This is a genomic window from Mucilaginibacter sp. (assembly GCF_039925265.1).
Classification (GTDB): Bacteria; Bacteroidota; Bacteroidia; order Sphingobacteriales; family Sphingobacteriaceae; genus Mucilaginibacter.
In genome coordinates this window covers 37,506-54,062 of sequence record NZ_JBDSZG010000016.1, presented here as the reverse complement: position 1 = coordinate 54,062, position 16,557 = coordinate 37,506, and the positions used below count along the sequence as shown (strand labels likewise).

The following is a 16,557-nucleotide window of genomic DNA, read 5'->3' as shown; positions in this document are numbered from 1 at the left end:
CTGAAATAAGTTCAGGGTGGCGTTTTATCGGTAATTTAGCTCACCTTATTTCGGCTTCTTTGCTTCAAAAACCTTTTTTATCTCGTCCAAAGATAAGACATTCAGGCACATTTCTTTGGTAAGGCCGCCTTTGCGGGCAACATTTACGCCGTATTCCATATCCAGGAAACCACTGTTGCGGTGCGCGTCCGGGTTTATGGATAGCATCACGCTTTTATCCAGGGCGTATTGGTGCCAGCGCCAGTCGAGGTCTAAACGAACCGGGTTGGCATTTATTTCGATGATCACCTTGTTGGCGGCGCAGGCATCTATCACTTTTTTATAGTCGATATCATATCCCTTTCGGCTCAGCAATAGCCTGCCGGTAGGGTGGCCCAATATGGTGGTGTAAGGGTTTTCTATGGCTTTTATTAACCTTGCGGTAGCTTTATCTTCCGCCATTTTTAGGTTGGAGTGTACCGATGCTACGACGAAATCAAAGCGCTGCAATATCTCATCCGGATAATCCAGCGAACCATCGTTCAGAATATCCGATTCTATCCCTTTAAATATATGGAAGTCTGTAAACTTCTTATTTAGATGATCTATTTCCTCGTGCTGTTGCAATACCCGCTCGATGCTTAAACCCTTGGCGTAGAAGGCGCTTTTGCTGTGATCGCACATACCTAAATACTCCAGCTTCAGTTCGTCGCGGCAGTAGAGGACCATTTCTTCAATGGTGTTTACGCCATCGCTCCAGTTGCTGTGGTTGTGCAGGGTGCCTTTCAGGTCGTGGTAGGTGATGAGAGTGGGCAGCGTGTTGTTACCGGCCCGTTCTATAAAAGTGTCCCCTTCGCGTAGTTCCGGCTGCATCCATGCGAGCCCGGCTTTCTTATAAATAAACTCCTCGCTCGATGGTTCTTCCAGTTCTTCGGTTATTAGGGCTAATACGGCTTCTACGTGCTCGTCGCTGCCGGTGTTTAGGAACAGCTCTTTATAGTATTGCGATTTATCTACGCATATAATGTCCACCAATAGTCCGTTTTTAAGTTCGCCGCTAATGTGGTCGCCATTCAAACTAACATTACAAAGTATTTGCGAATTGGCCAGCGCATTGAACGCGATATGCTGGTTAAGGCTGCCTATCACAATTACCAGTTCGGTAATAACCTCATTTAAGCGGCGAAATTCACCCGCAAAATGTTTTAAAGCTTCCGGGAAGATGCTCTTTATCTCGTCCATCAGCAGTTTGGCCTCTTCCTCTACCTGCGCGTATAGGAATTTGCCATTGCCCGCCATCCTGAATTCGATCAGCCTGCGGATCTCGTCCTGTGTTTTCAACCCGAACCCTTTGGCCTCCACCAGGCGGTTCTCGTTGCATGCGTAGTATAGTTCGCCCACGTTTTCGATGCCCAGCTCGTGCCATATGGTAGCTACCTTTTTAGCGCCGATCCCTTTAATCCCCATCATTTCCACAACGCCTTCGGGGGTTTTCTCCAGCATTTCCTGTAGTTCGGCCATGCTGCCGGTTTCCAGTAGTTCGGCGATTTTGGCGGCAAGGCTTTTGCCAATACCGTCTATCTTCTCCAGTTCGGCAATACTTTTGCCGGCGATAGGGAAGGGGAGTTTATCTACTTTGAAAGCAGCGTTGGCTATGGATTTAATTTTGAAGGGGTTAACCTCATGCAATTCCATCAATTGCGAGAGCAGGCGAAGCGTACGGGCTATGGGCTTGTTTTCCATAAATTGGTTTGCGGTAAAAATACAAAAGGTGGAGTTAATTTGCGGCTTTATTTATAATTGAACAACAGGATGGGGGAACTGTTTTTTGGGCTTAATCAGAAATGCAAAGGCTGATCTCGTAGAATAAATTTAGTTAGCTTACTATTAGTTGTTATGCTAACTAAATTGTATATTTGCTTTAATGAATACAACGCCAATCATCGACCAGGAAATATTCAATCAAAACCTCCTGCTTACGCAAGCTTATTGCGAGTTGCAGTTAGCGAATACGGAGAAATACCCGTCGGAAATATTGCGGAGTTTTAACCCGGAGTATGACGGAAAGCCTATGTTTTCGTTTGGGATTGGACGTCATAAACAATTTAGCTGGAACGAAATTAACTGGAATATTGATGTGCTTAGTAGTTGCATAGATTGGTATCAACGTTTGTTTGATGAGCAGCTGAACCATAAAAGCAATACATTTGGTACGTTTGCTAAAGAGTCGGTTTACGCAGGGAGGATATTGGTAGCAAATATAGATGAAACTCTCTTGGATGGTGCATCCGAAAGCGCATCGGATGGGCTGGTGGACGGTAACGATTGTCCGCCGATTGACACATGGTTTTATATTGTCCATGTAAATGGATGGAAAGTCCTGTTCGCCTGGATACCCGAACCATTTTTACAACTGGCCCAAGGAGCAATCGACGTAAATTGTATTGACTGCCTTGAATGGTATGAGGATTGGCGGGAAAAACCACCCGTAAACCCCCCAGCAAAACTTCAGGCAGGTGCCTACGAACACGCCTTTCCACGGCAACAGCCTAAAATGTATATCCCTTTAGATACGGTAATACCTATCATTATCTTACTTTCGGTTATTCTTTGGTTTTTACTCGGGAAATAAAAAAAAGCCGCCCTCTCGGGCAACTTTCAATCAAAATATTAAAAAACAATTTATTTTCTAACCACATCGTAAGGCATACATTAAACAGATTAGAAGTTAATCCCCAGATTGAATCTGGGAGACAAAATGTTCCCTACCATTATGATCGTATAGAATATGTAAAAGCATAAACTAATAGTTATAACGCAGTTCCTAAAGGAGGCATTTTTTATGCGTATAATGAGTACATAAGCTGTTATAACCGAAGGAATGACAAGGAGTTCTACTTTAACATATATCTCATTTACAAAAGGATCCAACCTGTCTTCAATCGGTTTTAAAAGCAATGCATAGGCGATTACGCCAATATTTATTGCGATAAATAGTAGTGTCGAAATTTTGAAGATTCGGCCCATGCCTGAAATTAGAAATAAATAAAAAAAGCCACCCTTCTGGGCAGCTTTTCAATCAAAATATTTAACACAAAATTATTTTATAACCACATCGTAAGGCATACGTGCTTGCGGGGTGCGCATCATTTGGGTTACGCCTTTTATTTGTTCGTAGTATTTATAGTTTTCGCCAAGCTCGGCTTTTACAAAATGAGCCTTTATTTGTGCAGAGAAACCTTGCCCTAATTTGCTGAAAACGCTTTTTTGTTCGGGATAGTTTACTAATTGGTATTCTTTCAGGTTTGCTTTTTTGGCGGCAGAGGCTACAGCATCGTTGATGTTACCAAGTTTGTCAACCAAGCCATTTTTCAAGGCTTGTTCGCCCGTCCACACACGGCCCTGGCCAATGGAGTTGATGTATGCCTGCGATTTTTTACGACCCGCAGCAACGGCTTTTGTGAAAGTATCGTAACCGCGGTTCACGCTTTTTTGCAGGATAGCCTTTTCTTCCGGTGTTAACGGGCGACTTACATCCCCCAAATCAGCATATTTACCGGTTTTTACACCATCGAAGGTGATCCCCAGCTTATCGTTAAAGAATTTTTGCATGTTGGGCAGCACCGCGAAGATGCCGATAGAACCGGTAATGGTGTTTGGTTCCGCGTAAATAGAATCGGCAGCGCAGGCAATATAATAACCACCAGAAGCAGCCACATCACCCATGGAAACAATGATAGGTTTTACCTTTTTGGTGAGCATAACCTCGCGCCAGATCACATCAGATGCCAGCGAGCTGCCACCCGGTGAGTTCACCCTCAGCACAATAGCTTTTACTTTATCGTCGGTACGTGCCTTGCGGATAGCTTTTGAGATCTTTTCGGAACCAATGCTATTATCGTCGCCATCGCCGCCGTTAATTTCGCCCGATGCATATATCACCGCGATGCGGTTTTTTGATGAGGTTTTTTTCTCGTCGTTTTTATCATCGTCTTCCTTCGCTTCGCTTTTTACGTAGTCGCCAAGTTCAACGCTGTGCAGGTCGTCTTTTTCAGAGATACTGGTTCGCTTTTTCAGGTCGCTTAAGATCTCGTCCTTGTATTTCAATCCGTCAACCAGTTTGTATTTCAACGCGTCTTCCGGCTCCTGTATGGTGCCGTTGTTAGCGTAATTGAAAAGCGAATCTTTGTTAATATGGCGGCTGGCGCTTATCCCGGTCAAAAAATGGTTATACATCGACCCGAGGTAGGAGGTAACCTGCTCGCGGTTGGCATCGCTCATTTTTGTTAAAAAGAAGGGCTCTACAGCGCTTTTGTAAGTACCTACCTTAATGATCTGTGCTTCGATGCCCAGTTTATCCATCGCACCTTTCAGGAAAGTAACTTCCGAACTGAAACCTTTAAATTCGATGATACCTTTTGGGTTCATGTAAACTTTATCAGCAACAGAAGCCAGGTAGTAAAAGCCCTGGGTGTAAATTTCGGAGTAAGCCACCACAAACTTGCCCGATTTTTTAAAGTCGATAAGCGCGTTACGAATTTCTTCGGTAGTGGCCTGGCCCTGCATCATATAGCTTTCGTCCAGGAAAATACCTTTAATGTTTTCGTCGTTCTTGCCTTTTTTAATGCTGGCCAAAATATCGTTCAGCCCTGGCTCTTTTTTCGAATCGAGCCCCAGAAAGGGAATTTCGGCGAGCGGATTGTGTGGAGTACGTTCGTTTACAGGGTAATCTATCTTAATATGCAGAATAGAATTCGAATCAACATCGGATGTTTTGCTGGAGCTCGAAGAGGCTATTATTCCACCTATTAAAATAGCAAACAAAACAAATAGAACGAAGACTGAGAGAATAACACCTACAAACGAGGCCAATACAAATTTGAAGAATTGTTTCATTAACTGTTATAAATCATTTATATATGCAAACTTACAAAATAGGGCCTGTTTAATGTTATTAAGAGCCCGATATATACTATTTGTTACAACATGGTTACTGTTTTTTTACTATTGGGGACTAACCTTGGCAACCGGGAATTGTTTTTGCAAGAGGCAATTATGCATATCGAGCAGCTTGTTGCGCCTGTAACCAAAGCCTCTTCTGTTTACGAAACGCAATCGTGGGGTAAAACCGACCAGCCCGATTATCTTAACCGGGTTATTACGCTGCAAACCAATCTTACCGCACGGCACGTGTTAGAAAAAATACTGGCTATAGAGTTACTGATGGGACGTAAGCGCGAGGAAAAATGGGGTTCGCGGATTATTGATATCGATATTTTATTTTATGGCGACGCGGTTATCAACGAGCCGGGCCTGATAGTACCACATCCCGAGCTGCATAACCGCCGTTTTACACTGGAGCCATTGGCCGAGATAGCGCCGGAGTTTATGCACCCGTTGTTTACTAAAAACATTTTAACAATCAAAAGTGAGCTAAAAGATAACTTGATTGTAAAAAAAGTATACTTTTGATATATAAACCTGTACGATGGCCGATAACATACCAGCACAAGACCTTGATCTTGCTTTTTTATACGAAATAGCCGATGGTGCCGACGACTTTATTGTTGATTCGATAGCCATGTTTTTAGACCAAACCCCACAGCTGCTGGCCGCCATTACCGATGCCATTAACGCACAGGACTGGGTAGTTGCCGCACAGGCATCGCACAAGCTGAAACCAAATTTAGGTTTTTTTGGTATGCCTTGGTGCCAGGCTACCATACAAGAGGTAGAGATAGCCTGCAAAACAGGTGCCGCAAATCCAACCGAGATCATCGCGACGTTTAACCAGGTAAAAACCATGGTAAACAAAAACCTGATTGAGCTGAATAAAATTAAAATAGAGAAGGAAGCGAATCTTTAAGATTTAGAATCAAGAGACAAGAATCAAGATAAAAAGGCAATTTATCTGCAAATAATTGTCGCCTAAATAAAAAGAGGCAATCACATAAGTGGTTGCCTCTTCTATTTTATGAGAATTCTTTTTTGTCTTGATTCTTGTCTGTTGATTCTTTCCTCTTCCCTTAAGCTACTTCTTCCAGCTTAAAGCTATAGCTTTCCATTATTAGGTTAGCCAGTAGGTTTTTGCAGGCCTCGTCAACTTTTGCGTTGGCGATTTCGGTGCTATCGGCCTCAATTTCGAGGGAAATGTGCTTGCCTATGCGCACGTTCTGAATTTCGGATAAACCTAAATTCTTCATACTGCCGGTTACGGCTTTGCCTTGCGGGTCAAGAATTTCTTTTTTCGGCATTACATCAATTTCGGCCAGGAACTTTTTCATCTGTTTGATTGTGTGTTAGGAGGATACTACCTTAAACGGATTTTCTGTGCGAACCGCTCATGATGGTATCGTCGGCAAATTTTAGTTGGATTAACGATAAGGTGATATACATTACAATAACCACCGGAACTGCCGCAAATTTAAAAAATAGTATGAGTATTGCCGAAAACAGCAGCAATAAATAACGGTAAAAGTTTTTGTTGAAATCGCGGTTCTTGAATTTTAGCGACATAAGCGGTATTTCGGCCACCAGCAGGATGCACATCACTATAATAAAGCTCATTAAACCATAAGGGTTTAAAATATAACGATCCAAACCATCATATTGCTCTAATATCAGCGGGAACGATGCAATGAGGATGGCGTTTGCCGGGGTAGGGAGGCCAATAAAGCTTTCGGCCTGGCGGGTATCAGTATTGAACTTGGCCAGCCTTAGTGCCGAGAATACCGGGATCAGGAAGGCGATAAAATTAAGCCAGGTGCTTATGCCGGTTTGCGGCGCCTGTAAAAGCAGCTCGTACATAATGGCCGAGGGTAAAAAACCAAAGCTTACCATATCTGCCAACGAATCAAGGTCTTTACCAATGCAGGAGGTCGAATTTAACACCCTGGAGGCAAAACCGTCGAAAAAGTCAAATATGGCCGCCAAAAAAATGGCATAGGATGCAATTACCAGGTTATCCTGGAAAGCAAACACGATGCCCACACAGCCGCTAAACAGATTTGCGCATGTTATGGCATTCGGAAGATGTTTTTTTACTCGCCTCCTCATAATTGGTTATGAAGGTATCATTATTTTTATAAAAAACATGGAGTTATAAATTAACATTGTGCTAAATTATAACTCCATACATATAAATATATTATGAATTCATCGAAATCAGGAACTCCTCGTTGGTTTTAGTACCCCTTATCTGGGCCTGTAAAAACTCCATGCTCTCCTGTGAATTCATATCGGCAAGGTGATTGCGCAGTATCCAGATACGTTGTAATGTGTCGCGGTCAAGTAAGAGGTCGTCGCGGCGGGTGCTCGATGCGGTAATATCGATAGCCGGGAAGATGCGTTTGTTTGATAATTTACGATCCAACTGCAGCTCCATGTTACCGGTACCTTTAAATTCTTCAAAGATAACCTCATCCATTTTAGAACCGGTTTCGGTAAGTGCCGTAGCGATGATGGTTAACGAACCGCCATCCTCGATGTTACGGGCCGCACCAAAAAAGCGTTTTGGTTTATGCAGCGCGTTAGCGTCCACACCACCCGATAATATTTTACCGGATGCTGGTGCAACAGTGTTATAAGCACGAGCCAAACGGGTGATAGAATCCAGCAGGATAACAACATCATGTCCGCACTCTACCATGCGTTTTGCTTTCTCTAATACAATATTGGCAATTTTTACGTGGCGCTCTGCAGGCTCATCAAAGGTTGATGATACCACTTCGGCACGTACGCTGCGTGCCATATCCGTAACCTCCTCAGGGCGTTCGTCAATCAGTAAAATGATCAGGTAAACTTCGGGGTGGTTTTTGGCAATCGCATTAGCAACGTCCTTCAGCAACATGGTCTTACCCGTTTTTGGCTGCGCTACGATCAAACCACGCTGGCCTTTACCGATAGGAGAGAACAGGTCCATAATACGGGTAGAATAGTTACCAGCATCAGTGAAAAGGCTCAGTTTTTCGGACGGGAAAAGCGGGGTTAAGTGGTCGAAAGGTACACGGTCGCGCACTTCGGCGGGTATCCGGCCGTTAATGGCCTCAACACGTACCAATGGGAAATATTTTTCGCCTTCTTTTGGAGGGCGGATGCTGCCGCGCACCGTATCGCCGGTTTTAAGGCCGAACAATTTTATTTGCGACTGCGATACATATATATCATCCGGAGATGTGAGGTAGTTATAATCTGATGAGCGCAGGAAGCCATAGCCATCGGGCATAATTTCCAGCACACCTTCGTTTACAATTACGTTGTCAAAATCCATGTTAATGGCGGGTTCCTGGTTTTTTTGCGCAGGGCCGTTACCGGTATTATTAACGCGGCGCTCAAATTTTTGAGGGCGGGTATCGGCAGCAGGCAATTGATCAGCACGTATGGCTTGTTCCTCTTCGGTTTCGGTACTTGTAGCCGAAACTGCAGGGGTGTTATTGCCACGGTTGTTGTTCTCCGCCTCGTCTTCTTCCTGCTCAAATAAGTTGGTATCGTTTAAAGGTACTTCTACCCTTGGTTCGTTCTTAGCTTTTACCACGCGGGTTCTTTTGCGTGTTTTTTCTTCGGCTTCTGGCGCTTCAGTTTCTGCGGGAGCAGTTTTGGGAGCGTAATTATTTTCGACGGTGCTCTGCTGGTTGCGGGCGGCTTCTATTAGTTGCTGTTGTTCTACTATTGCAACTATCAGCTGGGCTTTTCTTAGCTCATCTGCTGTGGCAATACCTAAACTTTTAGCAATGTCGCGCAACTCAGAAACGAGTTTGTCGTTCAATTCGATTGTATCAGACATGATATGAATTATAGTTCAAAAGGATTTTTTAGTTGAAAGATTGTTTCGCAACCCTGTATATGCAAAATTTAAGCCAGGTAAGTATCAGAAATAACGACGTGGTGATAAAAATTGTTTCTTGTGTGCAAGAAGATGCAGGGGATAACAGTGCAATTTTAATGAAATATTCTTAAAATGCAAATTTAATAAAAAAATAACAGCATTCGCATATTTTTTTAGACTTTTGGCATTTGATAAAATAACCCTCCATGATATCCCGCCAGCAACTTATACAACAGATAAAACAAAAGAAAACATTTTTATGTGTGGGATTAGATACCGATGTAGATAAAATTCCCGATTTCCTGAAAGAATATCCCGATCCGGCCTTTGAATTCAACAAACGTATTATTGATGCTACTAAGGATCTGTGCATCGCGTACAAGCCAAACGCCGCCTTTTATGAGAGCCGCGGGATGAAAGGATTGCAAACCCTGATATCCACCTACGAATACCTGCCGAAAGATTGTTTATCTATTATAGATGCCAAACGCGGCGATATCGGCAACACCTCTGATAACTATGCCAAGGCATTTTTTAACGAAGACGTTACCGGGATGGGCTTTGATGCCATTACTGTGACGCCATATATGGGTAACGACAGCGTTACACCCTATTTAAAGTACGATGGCAAGTGGGTGATCATCCTGGCGCTTACCTCATCGATAGGGAGTAAAGATTTCCAATACCTCAATACCGGTGAAGGTTACCTGTACGAAACCGTGATACAAAAGGCCAATACCTGGGCCGGTGCCGACAGGCTAATGTTTGTTGTAGGGGCCACCAAAAGCACCGAGTTTACCAATATACGCCAATACGCACCCGATAATTTTTTACTGGTACCCGGCATAGGCGCACAAGGCGGTAGCCTTGAAGAGGTGTGTAAATACGGAATCACCAAAGATTGCGGACTGATCGTAAACGCCTCCCGCTCTATCATCTACGCCAGTAATGGCGAAGACTTTGCCGAAGCGGCACGGGCAGAAGCCTTGAGTTTGCAACAGCAGATGCAGGTGGAGTTGGAGAAGGCGGGGGTGATATAGGGTTTAGAGGTTTGTTGATTAGGGGTTGGGTAGGGTATCGAAACTCCTTGCGCCGTTGATAACTCTTTGGATAAACTTATATGATTTCAGAAATTGAGCAGCAAACGTCGGATATTGATTGGTTTTTTACCAATGGTCGGCATATTGCTTTTGTAGCATCCGGAGGTGGTAAGCTACCCTTATCTATTTCCTCGAGTTTTGACACATCCATTATTGCGGCTCATTGCAAGATGTTATACTCCGTATCAACCGTTGTTATCAATCCAAACCTAAATAAAATCGTTCCTGATTTTGACGAAAGATATTTGGCCGATTTTAAAGAGATGGCTAAAAAGGGATTTTTCGCTTTCGATAAAACCGTTTTAAGCAATTTTTCCGAACTCAATTATCATTTGGTTGCATCACCGGTTATTCCGTTGAGTTTATCCGATTTGGAGCCGGACATCGCACAGATGATAATGAAAACAAGCTTCTATGGCCCTGTTGGCGATAGAATCAATATTAGCGACTTTGATTTATAATCCCCTCAATTTAAAATCTTCATAACCCTCGGCATTTCAACCCTTCTTGTTTTGGGAGATTTTGATAGGAGGCATATGTAATATTTTTGTGAGTTTGTTTAAAAATGCTTCAAAACTAACCTCCAGCCTCTAATCTCCAGCCTCTTTTCCTTAAATTACCTCCCAATCTAATGCTTTGATATGAAACAATACCTTACGCTGCTTTTAGCCGCATCGCTGGCATCCTCCGCATTCGCTCAAACCGATAAAAAACCATTTAAGCCGACAGATTTTTATAAGATCCCATCTGTAAGCGACCCGCAGGTTTCGCCCGATGGCAAGTGGGTGGCTTATGGCGTTTCTACCGTGGATACCGCTAAGGATAAACGCGTATCGCACCTCTGGATGCAAAGCTGGGACGGTAAAACTTCTATCCAGCTTACACATGGTGCCGAGCCTGCCTCGAAGGCGCGGTGGAGCCCGGATGGCGCTTATTTGTCGTTTTTATCATCGCGCGAATCGAAGAACGGATCGCAGCTGTGGCTGATGGACCGCCGCGGTGGTGAGGCTAAAAAAGTAACCGATATAAAAGGCAACCTGGGCGATTATGAATGGAGCCCGGATGGCAGCAAAGTAGTTATTGTGATAGGCGACCCCGACAACAAAGGCAAGGAAGCGCCAAAAACGCCAAAGCCGATAGTGGTAGACCGCTACCACTTTAAACAGGATTACCAGGGCTACCTGGAAGATGCGCGAAACCATCTATATGTTTTTGATATCAACACCAAAAAACTGGATACCATAACCAAAGGTAAGTTTGACGAACGCTCGCCAACGTGGAGCCCGGATGGCAAAAGCATTGTTTTTGTGAGCAACCACGATGCCGACCCTGACAGGAGCGAGAATACCGATATTTTTGTGGTGGAGGCCAAAACAAACGGAAATGTTAAGCAACTAACTACTTGGAAAGGGCACGATATTAGTCCAAAAATTAGTCCCGATGGTAAAACCATTGCCTACCTCCGCCAGGATAGCGAAGGGTACAATATGTACGACCAAAACATCCTGTGTATAATAAATGCCGACGGTAGCGGTAACCAAGTGCTTACCAAGCAGCTCGACCGCCCGGTAGACAGCCCCGAATGGAGCAAAGACGGCAAAAGCATTGCATTTTTAGTAGATGACGACCGCGAGCGTTATGCCGCTACGTACACCCTCGCAAACAAAAAGATAAGCATTATACCTGCTACCCGTGGCAAAGTAAGCATGGGCGATATTACAGCCCATAGCGCAGGCAACTGGGTGGCAACTTTAAGCGACCCATATGTGCCCCAGGAGATCTATGCACTGGAAGCAGGCAAACTGCGTCGGCTTACCTTTCAGCAACAGGAATGGCTGAGCAAAGTACAACTGGCGCAGGTTACCGGCTTTCAATCTACAAGTAAAGATGGTACGAAAGTGTCGGGCGTGCTGTATCGCCCCGATAGCACCAGCACCAAAAAGATGCCTTTCATCCTGTTTGTACACGGTGGCCCCGTAGCGCAGGATGATTATAGCTTTGATGGTACCTGCCAGGTATTGGCCAGCGCAGGCTATGCTGTAGCGGCGGTTAACTACCGTGGCAGCTCGGGCCGGGGTATAGATTATACTAAGGCAATAGCTGCCGATTGGGGTAACAAAGAAGTGATTGACCTGCACGGCGCGGTTGATGAACTGGTAAAACGCGGTATTGCCGACCCTGATAAACTGGGCGTGGGCGGCTGGAGTTACGGCGGTATCACTACCGACTTCCTGATAGCCAGCGATACCCGTTTTAAAGCAGCGGCAAGCGGCGCCGGCAGCGCCCTGCAAATTGCCAATTACGGTATAGACCAATACATTCTGCAGTATGATAACGAATTGGGCCAGCCCTGGAAAAGCATGGAGGTGTACAACAAGATCTCGTACCCGTTTTTACATGCCGACAGGATAAAAACGCCGGTGCTGTTTATGTCGGGCCTGAAGGATTTTAACGTGCCTACCGCCGGTAGCGAGCAGATGTACCAGGCGCTAAAATCGCTTGGCGTAGAAGCTGAATTGATACTTTATCCCAACCAAAACCACGGCATCAGCATTCCCAGTTACCAGGTAGATAGGGTGGAACGGTATATAAAATGGTATGATAAGTATTTGAAATAATAGGCGCGCGATTGCCTCATTGCTGGCGTTTTTGCTCCAAGTAAGCATTTGATCAGGGTTAACATAACTTAACATAATTTCAAAAGTGATTTTACAATAATCTCGTAATCAAGCTATTGTATTTTAGCAGGGTTAACATATTTTGTACTTTTTTATCTGTAATTTTATTATGATAATGTTTATGTCATTGCCTTAATGGAGCGGTTTTGAGACTACTAACCGTGGCATCAATTGATTTAGGGGTTTTTATCCGGCTGTCGATAATTTAATTTTCAATATATTTTGAAAGTTCAGAATTATAATTACATTTGTCGCACTAAATAACCAACGCAATGGATAAAGCATTAGCATCTCAGATCCTCCAATTAGCCGGGCTGGCACAAATAGTGTTGGCCGCCGGCAGTGTAGCCATACCGAAGGTATTGGGCTGGAACCCTGAACTGGCGAAAGTACAAACCCTTATCAAACAAATGGTTTGGGTTCATGGTGCTTATATTTTGGTGATAAACCTGTGCCTGGGGCTGGTTTCGTTGTTTGCCGCACATGAGTTGCTCAACGGCTCCCAACTGGCATTGCTTCTTACCGGTTTTATTGCAGTTTATTGGGTATCAAGAGTACTTACCCAATTCTTTTATTTCGACAGGAGTAATTTCCCGGCTGATAAGCTCAGTAAACTTGCCGAAATAGTTTTGGTAACGCTCTTCATATCCCTCAGTATCATTTACAGTTGGGTCTTTTACCTAAATTTTTAACAGGTATGAATATTCATTTACTCATCCATCTCTTATATTTTGCCCTTATAAACCTGGCGATCATATTGGTTGGCTATGTTTTTCTGAAGAAGCAATGGCTATTTGCCGGTTGGGTAATGCTTGTAATCAGTATAGCGCTTGTTTACTTTATATTCCTTCCCGATCATCCTATCCTCAAAATGCTGGCTGTCATCGCGACTACTTTTAGCGGGATGAAGGTTATAGCCGTAACAGAGGGTTACAAAAACCGACCTCTTACGCTTAGCTTTAAACAATGGCTTACCTATGCCATAGGATGGGTGGGGATGCGTGCACAGCCGTTTGAGACACTTGGCCAACAAGCTTTACCCGGCGGCGGCGCGATGGTGAAATTTGGTGCGAGTAGGATAATTGCCGGCGGTTTGCTCATCGCTATAGCACACGGTGTGGTTGCATTACACTTAAATGCCATGCTAACTTATATGGTGGTAACCGCGTTGCTGCTGGTTGGGTTAAGCCTTATTCTGCATTTTGGTTTTCTAAGTATCAGCGCGGGGATGTGGCGTTTCTCGGGCGTAAATACCTATTATCTATTCCGGCAGCCGGCAAAAGCTTTAAGCCTTACCGAACTTTGGAGCAAACGCTGGAACATCGCTTTCAGCGAAATGACGTCTGTGGCAATATTTCGCCCGTTGAAAAACAAGACGGGCGTTGCTATCGCGTTGATGGTATCTTTTATATTTTCTGGCCTGTTGCATGAACTGGCGCTTAGCCTGATCGTATGGCCTATGGTGGGGTTGCATATATAGTTGAATACGCCGGCCGGGTTATTAGCGCATACCTAAATAGGAGTACCCGGGCCAGCCTTATCAACAAAGGTTAGGGTTGAAGTTTCCCTTCTATAGAATCATCAAGCGTTTTGCCAATGGCAGCGCCTACCAGTTGTTTTACAAAAGCGACAGCGTTGCCGTGCTTGTTATCCCAGTAGTAACCTTGCGTTGGGCTTACTTTGATAACCGAGATGCGCGGGTCGTCTACGCCTTCTGTGAACCAGGTTTTTAGGATGGGTTCCCATAATTCTTTTATTTTTTCTTTGTCTTCGCTTACTTCGGCTATACCGTAAACGTTCAGGAAGTCTGAATATTTAGAACCCTGGAACAGCAACTGCACCATTGGGTCTGTCAAGATCTCCGCGTTTTTGTGGCTGTCGTTAGCGCTCAGGAACCATAGGTCGCCATTGTCGTCTATCTTTTGGGGCGACATAGGGCGGGTAGAAAAAGGCAGCCCGGTTTTAATATCGCTGCAAAAAAAGCAACTGGTACCTTCGGCCATTTCCTTTAGTTTTTTCCAGGCCTTGTTGCCTTCCAGGTTCTCAAAATTATCTTCGGGTTGTTGTTGATTAATGCTATCCATAACAGGTTAATGTATTTTTAAATGATAATATATTAACCTACGAGAAATTTAATTGTTTGGGTGGAGGCTGGAAAAAGTTAAGAAAGGTTGGAAGAGTTATAAAAGTTAAGAGAGGTTGGAAGAGTTAGAGAAATTCGCCACCCCGTCCTTGAGGAACGAAGCAATCTCCCGGTAGGACAGGTAGGCAATATGCATGGCGTTTATGTAATTGCCGATAAGCAAATAGCAATTACAAGGCGGTGATGCACAGCGTAGAGATTGCTTCGTGCGTCGCGATGACGCGTGTTTTAATTACACCGCAAAACTCACCTTGCGCTCGGGAAATCTGCTGGCGTGACCCGTTACAATGTTTTTAATATAATCGTTACCCGGGTAGGGGGTGAGGTAGTTTTTAAGTTGCTGGATGTTGTTGGCGTCAAAGTAATGGGAGATGTAGCCCATGCCGTAAAAACGGCCTTCTTCAATCAGGATACAGCTATGCTCTTCTCCGTTGCGACCCTCATCGCGGATGGCAAAGGTGGGCAGGGCTTTCTTCAGTTCATCTATAGCTGCGATTACCTTGATGTTGTATTCGTCGGGTGTTTCGTGGCCTTCGCAGGCGCAGGCGTTTACGTTATTGCCCGTGCATGGCTGGTCGTTCTTTTGAACGAAGCACATTTTTGGGCACAGGCTAAAGGTTTCTATCAGCTTATTAAGCAGGTTATAACCTTCCAACAGCGAGTTACAGGCATATACCGATGGCATGTGCTTGCGGTGCTTATCCACCGCCAGACGCAGGAAACCGCGCTGATCCTCGTAGGCATAAAGCCCATAAGTGTTCTCGAACCGTTTAAGCGAACGGTTATATTTTGGCCACAGGCGTTTTATTTCCACGGCTTCCAGTACAAAGGCAATTAGTTCGGTACCGCAAACCTGGTGACTAATGCGGTGAATGCTTTTTAAAAATTCCTGCCGCTGCTGGCCGGCATTGTTGCCGGTGAAATGGCTGCATACCCGTTTTTTAAGATTCTTGGCCTTACCTACGTAAACCACTTTGCCTTTTTCGTCGTGAAAGTAATACACACCGGGGCAGTAGGGCAGGGCATCCACATCTGCTTTTGGCAAATTGGCCGGCAAACGCTGCTCTTTCGAGTTTAGTTTCAGGGCTTGCCCTATATGGTTGGCGGTGTCGCTTTTAAGATATAATGAAAATAGCTGCGCGGTTGCTTCCGCGTCGCCCATGGCACGGTGGCGGCTGGTGTTGCCAATGCCCAGGTGCGAGCAAAGCTTACCCAAACTGTACGATAGCAACCCCGGCATGATCTTGCGCCCAAGCCTCACCGTGCAAAGCTTATTAGCATTCAATTCGTAGCCGGCAGTATGGAGGTGGTAGCGTAAAAAAGAATAATCGAAATTAACGTTGTGGGCTACGAAGATCTGGCCTTTTAGCAGATGGTAGATCTCGTGTGCCACATCTTCAAACAGCGGTGCGGTGCTCACCATCTCGTTGGTGATACCGGTTAAGGCCCGGATATACACCGGGATATCGCGTTGCGGGTTCACCAGGCTCTCGAAACGGCGGGTAACTTTTTTACCGTCGTGGATGCATATCGCAATCTCCGTAATGCCATTCGCGCTGGCATGCCCCCCCGTAGTCTCAATATCCACAATTGCGTACATATTTCAAATGTAATACAATTTTGCTAATATATTTAGTTGAGAGGGGTGAAAAAAGTTGAGCGTAGAATTTTCGATTCCCTTCTCGAGAGGGGGCGGGCGGGAATGAGCGGTGGCAGGGGCGTGTTTGCCAACTTTGCAACGCGCGAACACACCCCTCCGCCCCCTCTCAAGAGGGGAATCGCACAATTCCCCCGCGCGTTTAGTGGATTTGCATAACCGCCCTGCTGATCTGG

15 protein-coding genes are annotated in these 16,557 nt (G+C 44.8%); 8 read left to right on the top strand and 7 right to left on the bottom strand.

Translation table 11 applies throughout. The annotated features are described in order from the left end of the window. Positions 1-45: 45 nt before the first annotated feature. A complete protein-coding gene (locus ABIX36_RS08145; RefSeq protein WP_348081670.1) occupies positions 46-1,722 on the bottom strand; it encodes a helix-hairpin-helix domain-containing protein in 1,677 nt (558 codons plus the stop codon). A gap of 181 nt (positions 1,723-1,903) precedes the next feature. Between ABIX36_RS08145 and ABIX36_RS08140 the strand changes: the two genes are divergently transcribed. Continuing rightward, positions 1,904-2,611, top strand: a complete 708-nt coding sequence (locus ABIX36_RS08140) for a hypothetical protein (protein WP_348081669.1) — start codon at positions 1,904-1,906, stop codon at positions 2,609-2,611. Positions 2,612-3,078: 467 nt separating this feature from the next. Here the strand turns inward: ABIX36_RS08140 and sppA are convergent, their stop codons facing one another. Further along, the gene (gene sppA / locus ABIX36_RS08135; RefSeq protein WP_348081668.1) at positions 3,079-4,875 is read right to left on the bottom strand and encodes a signal peptide peptidase SppA; all 1,797 of its coding nucleotides are present in this window, start codon (positions 4,873-4,875) and stop codon (positions 3,079-3,081) included. A gap of 90 nt (positions 4,876-4,965) precedes the next feature. Here sppA and folK point away from each other — a divergent pair, with 90 nt between their 5' ends. Both folK and ABIX36_RS08125 read left to right on the top strand, forming a co-directional pair. Further along, positions 4,966-5,451 (top strand): 2-amino-4-hydroxy-6-hydroxymethyldihydropteridine diphosphokinase, encoded by a 486-nt coding sequence (folK, locus tag ABIX36_RS08130; protein WP_348081667.1) that lies wholly within the window; start codon positions 4,966-4,968, stop codon positions 5,449-5,451. Between the two features lie 16 nt (positions 5,452-5,467). After that, on the top strand, positions 5,468-5,845 hold the full coding sequence (locus tag ABIX36_RS08125) for an Hpt domain-containing protein (protein ID WP_348081666.1): 378 nt from the start codon (positions 5,468-5,470) through the stop codon (positions 5,843-5,845). Positions 5,846-6,005: 160 nt separating this feature from the next. Here ABIX36_RS08125 and purS read toward each other — a convergent pair whose 3' ends face one another. The 3 genes from purS to rho all read right to left on the bottom strand — a co-directional run bounded on the left by purS (position 6,006) and on the right by rho (position 8,761). Beyond that, positions 6,006-6,263 carry a phosphoribosylformylglycinamidine synthase subunit PurS gene (gene purS / locus ABIX36_RS08120; RefSeq protein ID WP_348081665.1) on the bottom strand — a complete coding sequence of 86 codons (258 nt, stop codon included), beginning with the start codon at positions 6,261-6,263 and terminating at the stop codon, positions 6,006-6,008. Positions 6,264-6,294: 31 nt separating this feature from the next. Continuing rightward, positions 6,295-7,035 (bottom strand): CDP-diacylglycerol--serine O-phosphatidyltransferase, encoded by a 741-nt coding sequence (gene pssA / locus ABIX36_RS08115; RefSeq protein WP_348081664.1) that lies wholly within the window; start codon positions 7,033-7,035, stop codon positions 6,295-6,297. A gap of 91 nt (positions 7,036-7,126) precedes the next feature. After that, a complete protein-coding gene (rho, locus tag ABIX36_RS08110; RefSeq protein WP_348081663.1) occupies positions 7,127-8,761 on the bottom strand; it encodes a transcription termination factor Rho in 1,635 nt (544 codons plus the stop codon). 251 nt (positions 8,762-9,012) lie between these two features. Between rho and pyrF the strand changes: the two genes are divergently transcribed. The 5 genes from pyrF (at position 9,013) to ABIX36_RS08085 (ending at position 14,061) form a co-directional block, all read left to right on the top strand. After that, on the top strand, positions 9,013-9,843 hold the full coding sequence (gene pyrF, locus ABIX36_RS08105) for an orotidine-5'-phosphate decarboxylase (protein ID WP_348081806.1): 831 nt from the start codon (positions 9,013-9,015) through the stop codon (positions 9,841-9,843). Between the two features lie 80 nt (positions 9,844-9,923). Continuing rightward, a complete protein-coding gene (locus tag ABIX36_RS08100) occupies positions 9,924-10,364 on the top strand; it encodes a hypothetical protein (RefSeq protein ID WP_348081662.1) in 441 nt (146 codons plus the stop codon). A gap of 180 nt (positions 10,365-10,544) precedes the next feature. Further along, positions 10,545-12,521, top strand: a complete 1,977-nt coding sequence (locus ABIX36_RS08095) for a S9 family peptidase (protein WP_348081661.1) — start codon at positions 10,545-10,547, stop codon at positions 12,519-12,521. A gap of 332 nt (positions 12,522-12,853) precedes the next feature. Then, positions 12,854-13,273, top strand: a complete 420-nt coding sequence (locus ABIX36_RS08090) for a hypothetical protein (protein ID WP_348081660.1) — start codon at positions 12,854-12,856, stop codon at positions 13,271-13,273. Between the two features lie 5 nt (positions 13,274-13,278). Beyond that, the gene (locus ABIX36_RS08085) at positions 13,279-14,061 is read left to right on the top strand and encodes an MBOAT family protein (RefSeq protein WP_348081659.1); all 783 of its coding nucleotides are present in this window, start codon (positions 13,279-13,281) and stop codon (positions 14,059-14,061) included. A gap of 70 nt (positions 14,062-14,131) precedes the next feature. On the opposite strand, the gene ABIX36_RS08080 is transcribed toward ABIX36_RS08085, so the two are convergent. Continuing rightward, a complete protein-coding gene (locus tag ABIX36_RS08080; RefSeq protein ID WP_348081658.1) occupies positions 14,132-14,665 on the bottom strand; it encodes a pyridoxamine 5'-phosphate oxidase family protein in 534 nt (177 codons plus the stop codon). A gap of 291 nt (positions 14,666-14,956) precedes the next feature. Further along, positions 14,957-16,324, bottom strand: coding sequence for an exonuclease domain-containing protein (locus tag ABIX36_RS08075; RefSeq protein ID WP_348081657.1), 1,368 nt, complete (start codon positions 16,322-16,324; stop codon positions 14,957-14,959). Positions 16,325-16,557: the final 233 nt, after the last annotated feature.

Bases quoted from the DNA above. Each gene is read 5' to 3' on its own strand.
- ABIX36_RS08145 (WP_348081670.1), bottom strand. From the start codon at position 1,722: ATGGAAAACAAGCCCATAGCCCGTACGCTTCGCCTGCTCTCGCAATTG.
- ABIX36_RS08140 (WP_348081669.1), top strand. From the start codon at position 1,904: ATGAATACAACGCCAATCATCGACCAGGAAATATTCAATCAAAACCTC.
- sppA (WP_348081668.1), bottom strand. From the start codon at position 4,875: ATGAAACAATTCTTCAAATTTGTATTGGCCTCGTTTGTAGGTGTTATT.
- folK (WP_348081667.1), top strand. From the start codon at position 4,966: ATGGTTACTGTTTTTTTACTATTGGGGACTAACCTTGGCAACCGGGAA.
- ABIX36_RS08125 (WP_348081666.1), top strand. From the start codon at position 5,468: ATGGCCGATAACATACCAGCACAAGACCTTGATCTTGCTTTTTTATAC.
- purS (WP_348081665.1), bottom strand. From the start codon at position 6,263: ATGAAAAAGTTCCTGGCCGAAATTGATGTAATGCCGAAAAAAGAAATT.
- pssA (WP_348081664.1), bottom strand. From the start codon at position 7,035: ATGAGGAGGCGAGTAAAAAAACATCTTCCGAATGCCATAACATGCGCA.
- rho (WP_348081663.1), bottom strand. From the start codon at position 8,761: ATGTCTGATACAATCGAATTGAACGACAAACTCGTTTCTGAGTTGCGC.
- ABIX36_RS08100 (WP_348081662.1), top strand. From the start codon at position 9,924: ATGATTTCAGAAATTGAGCAGCAAACGTCGGATATTGATTGGTTTTTT.
- ABIX36_RS08095 (WP_348081661.1), top strand. From the start codon at position 10,545: ATGAAACAATACCTTACGCTGCTTTTAGCCGCATCGCTGGCATCCTCC.
- ABIX36_RS08090 (WP_348081660.1), top strand. From the start codon at position 12,854: ATGGATAAAGCATTAGCATCTCAGATCCTCCAATTAGCCGGGCTGGCA.
- ABIX36_RS08085 (WP_348081659.1), top strand. From the start codon at position 13,279: ATGAATATTCATTTACTCATCCATCTCTTATATTTTGCCCTTATAAAC.
- ABIX36_RS08080 (WP_348081658.1), bottom strand. From the start codon at position 14,665: ATGGATAGCATTAATCAACAACAACCCGAAGATAATTTTGAGAACCTG.
- ABIX36_RS08075 (WP_348081657.1), bottom strand. From the start codon at position 16,324: ATGTACGCAATTGTGGATATTGAGACTACGGGGGGGCATGCCAGCGCG.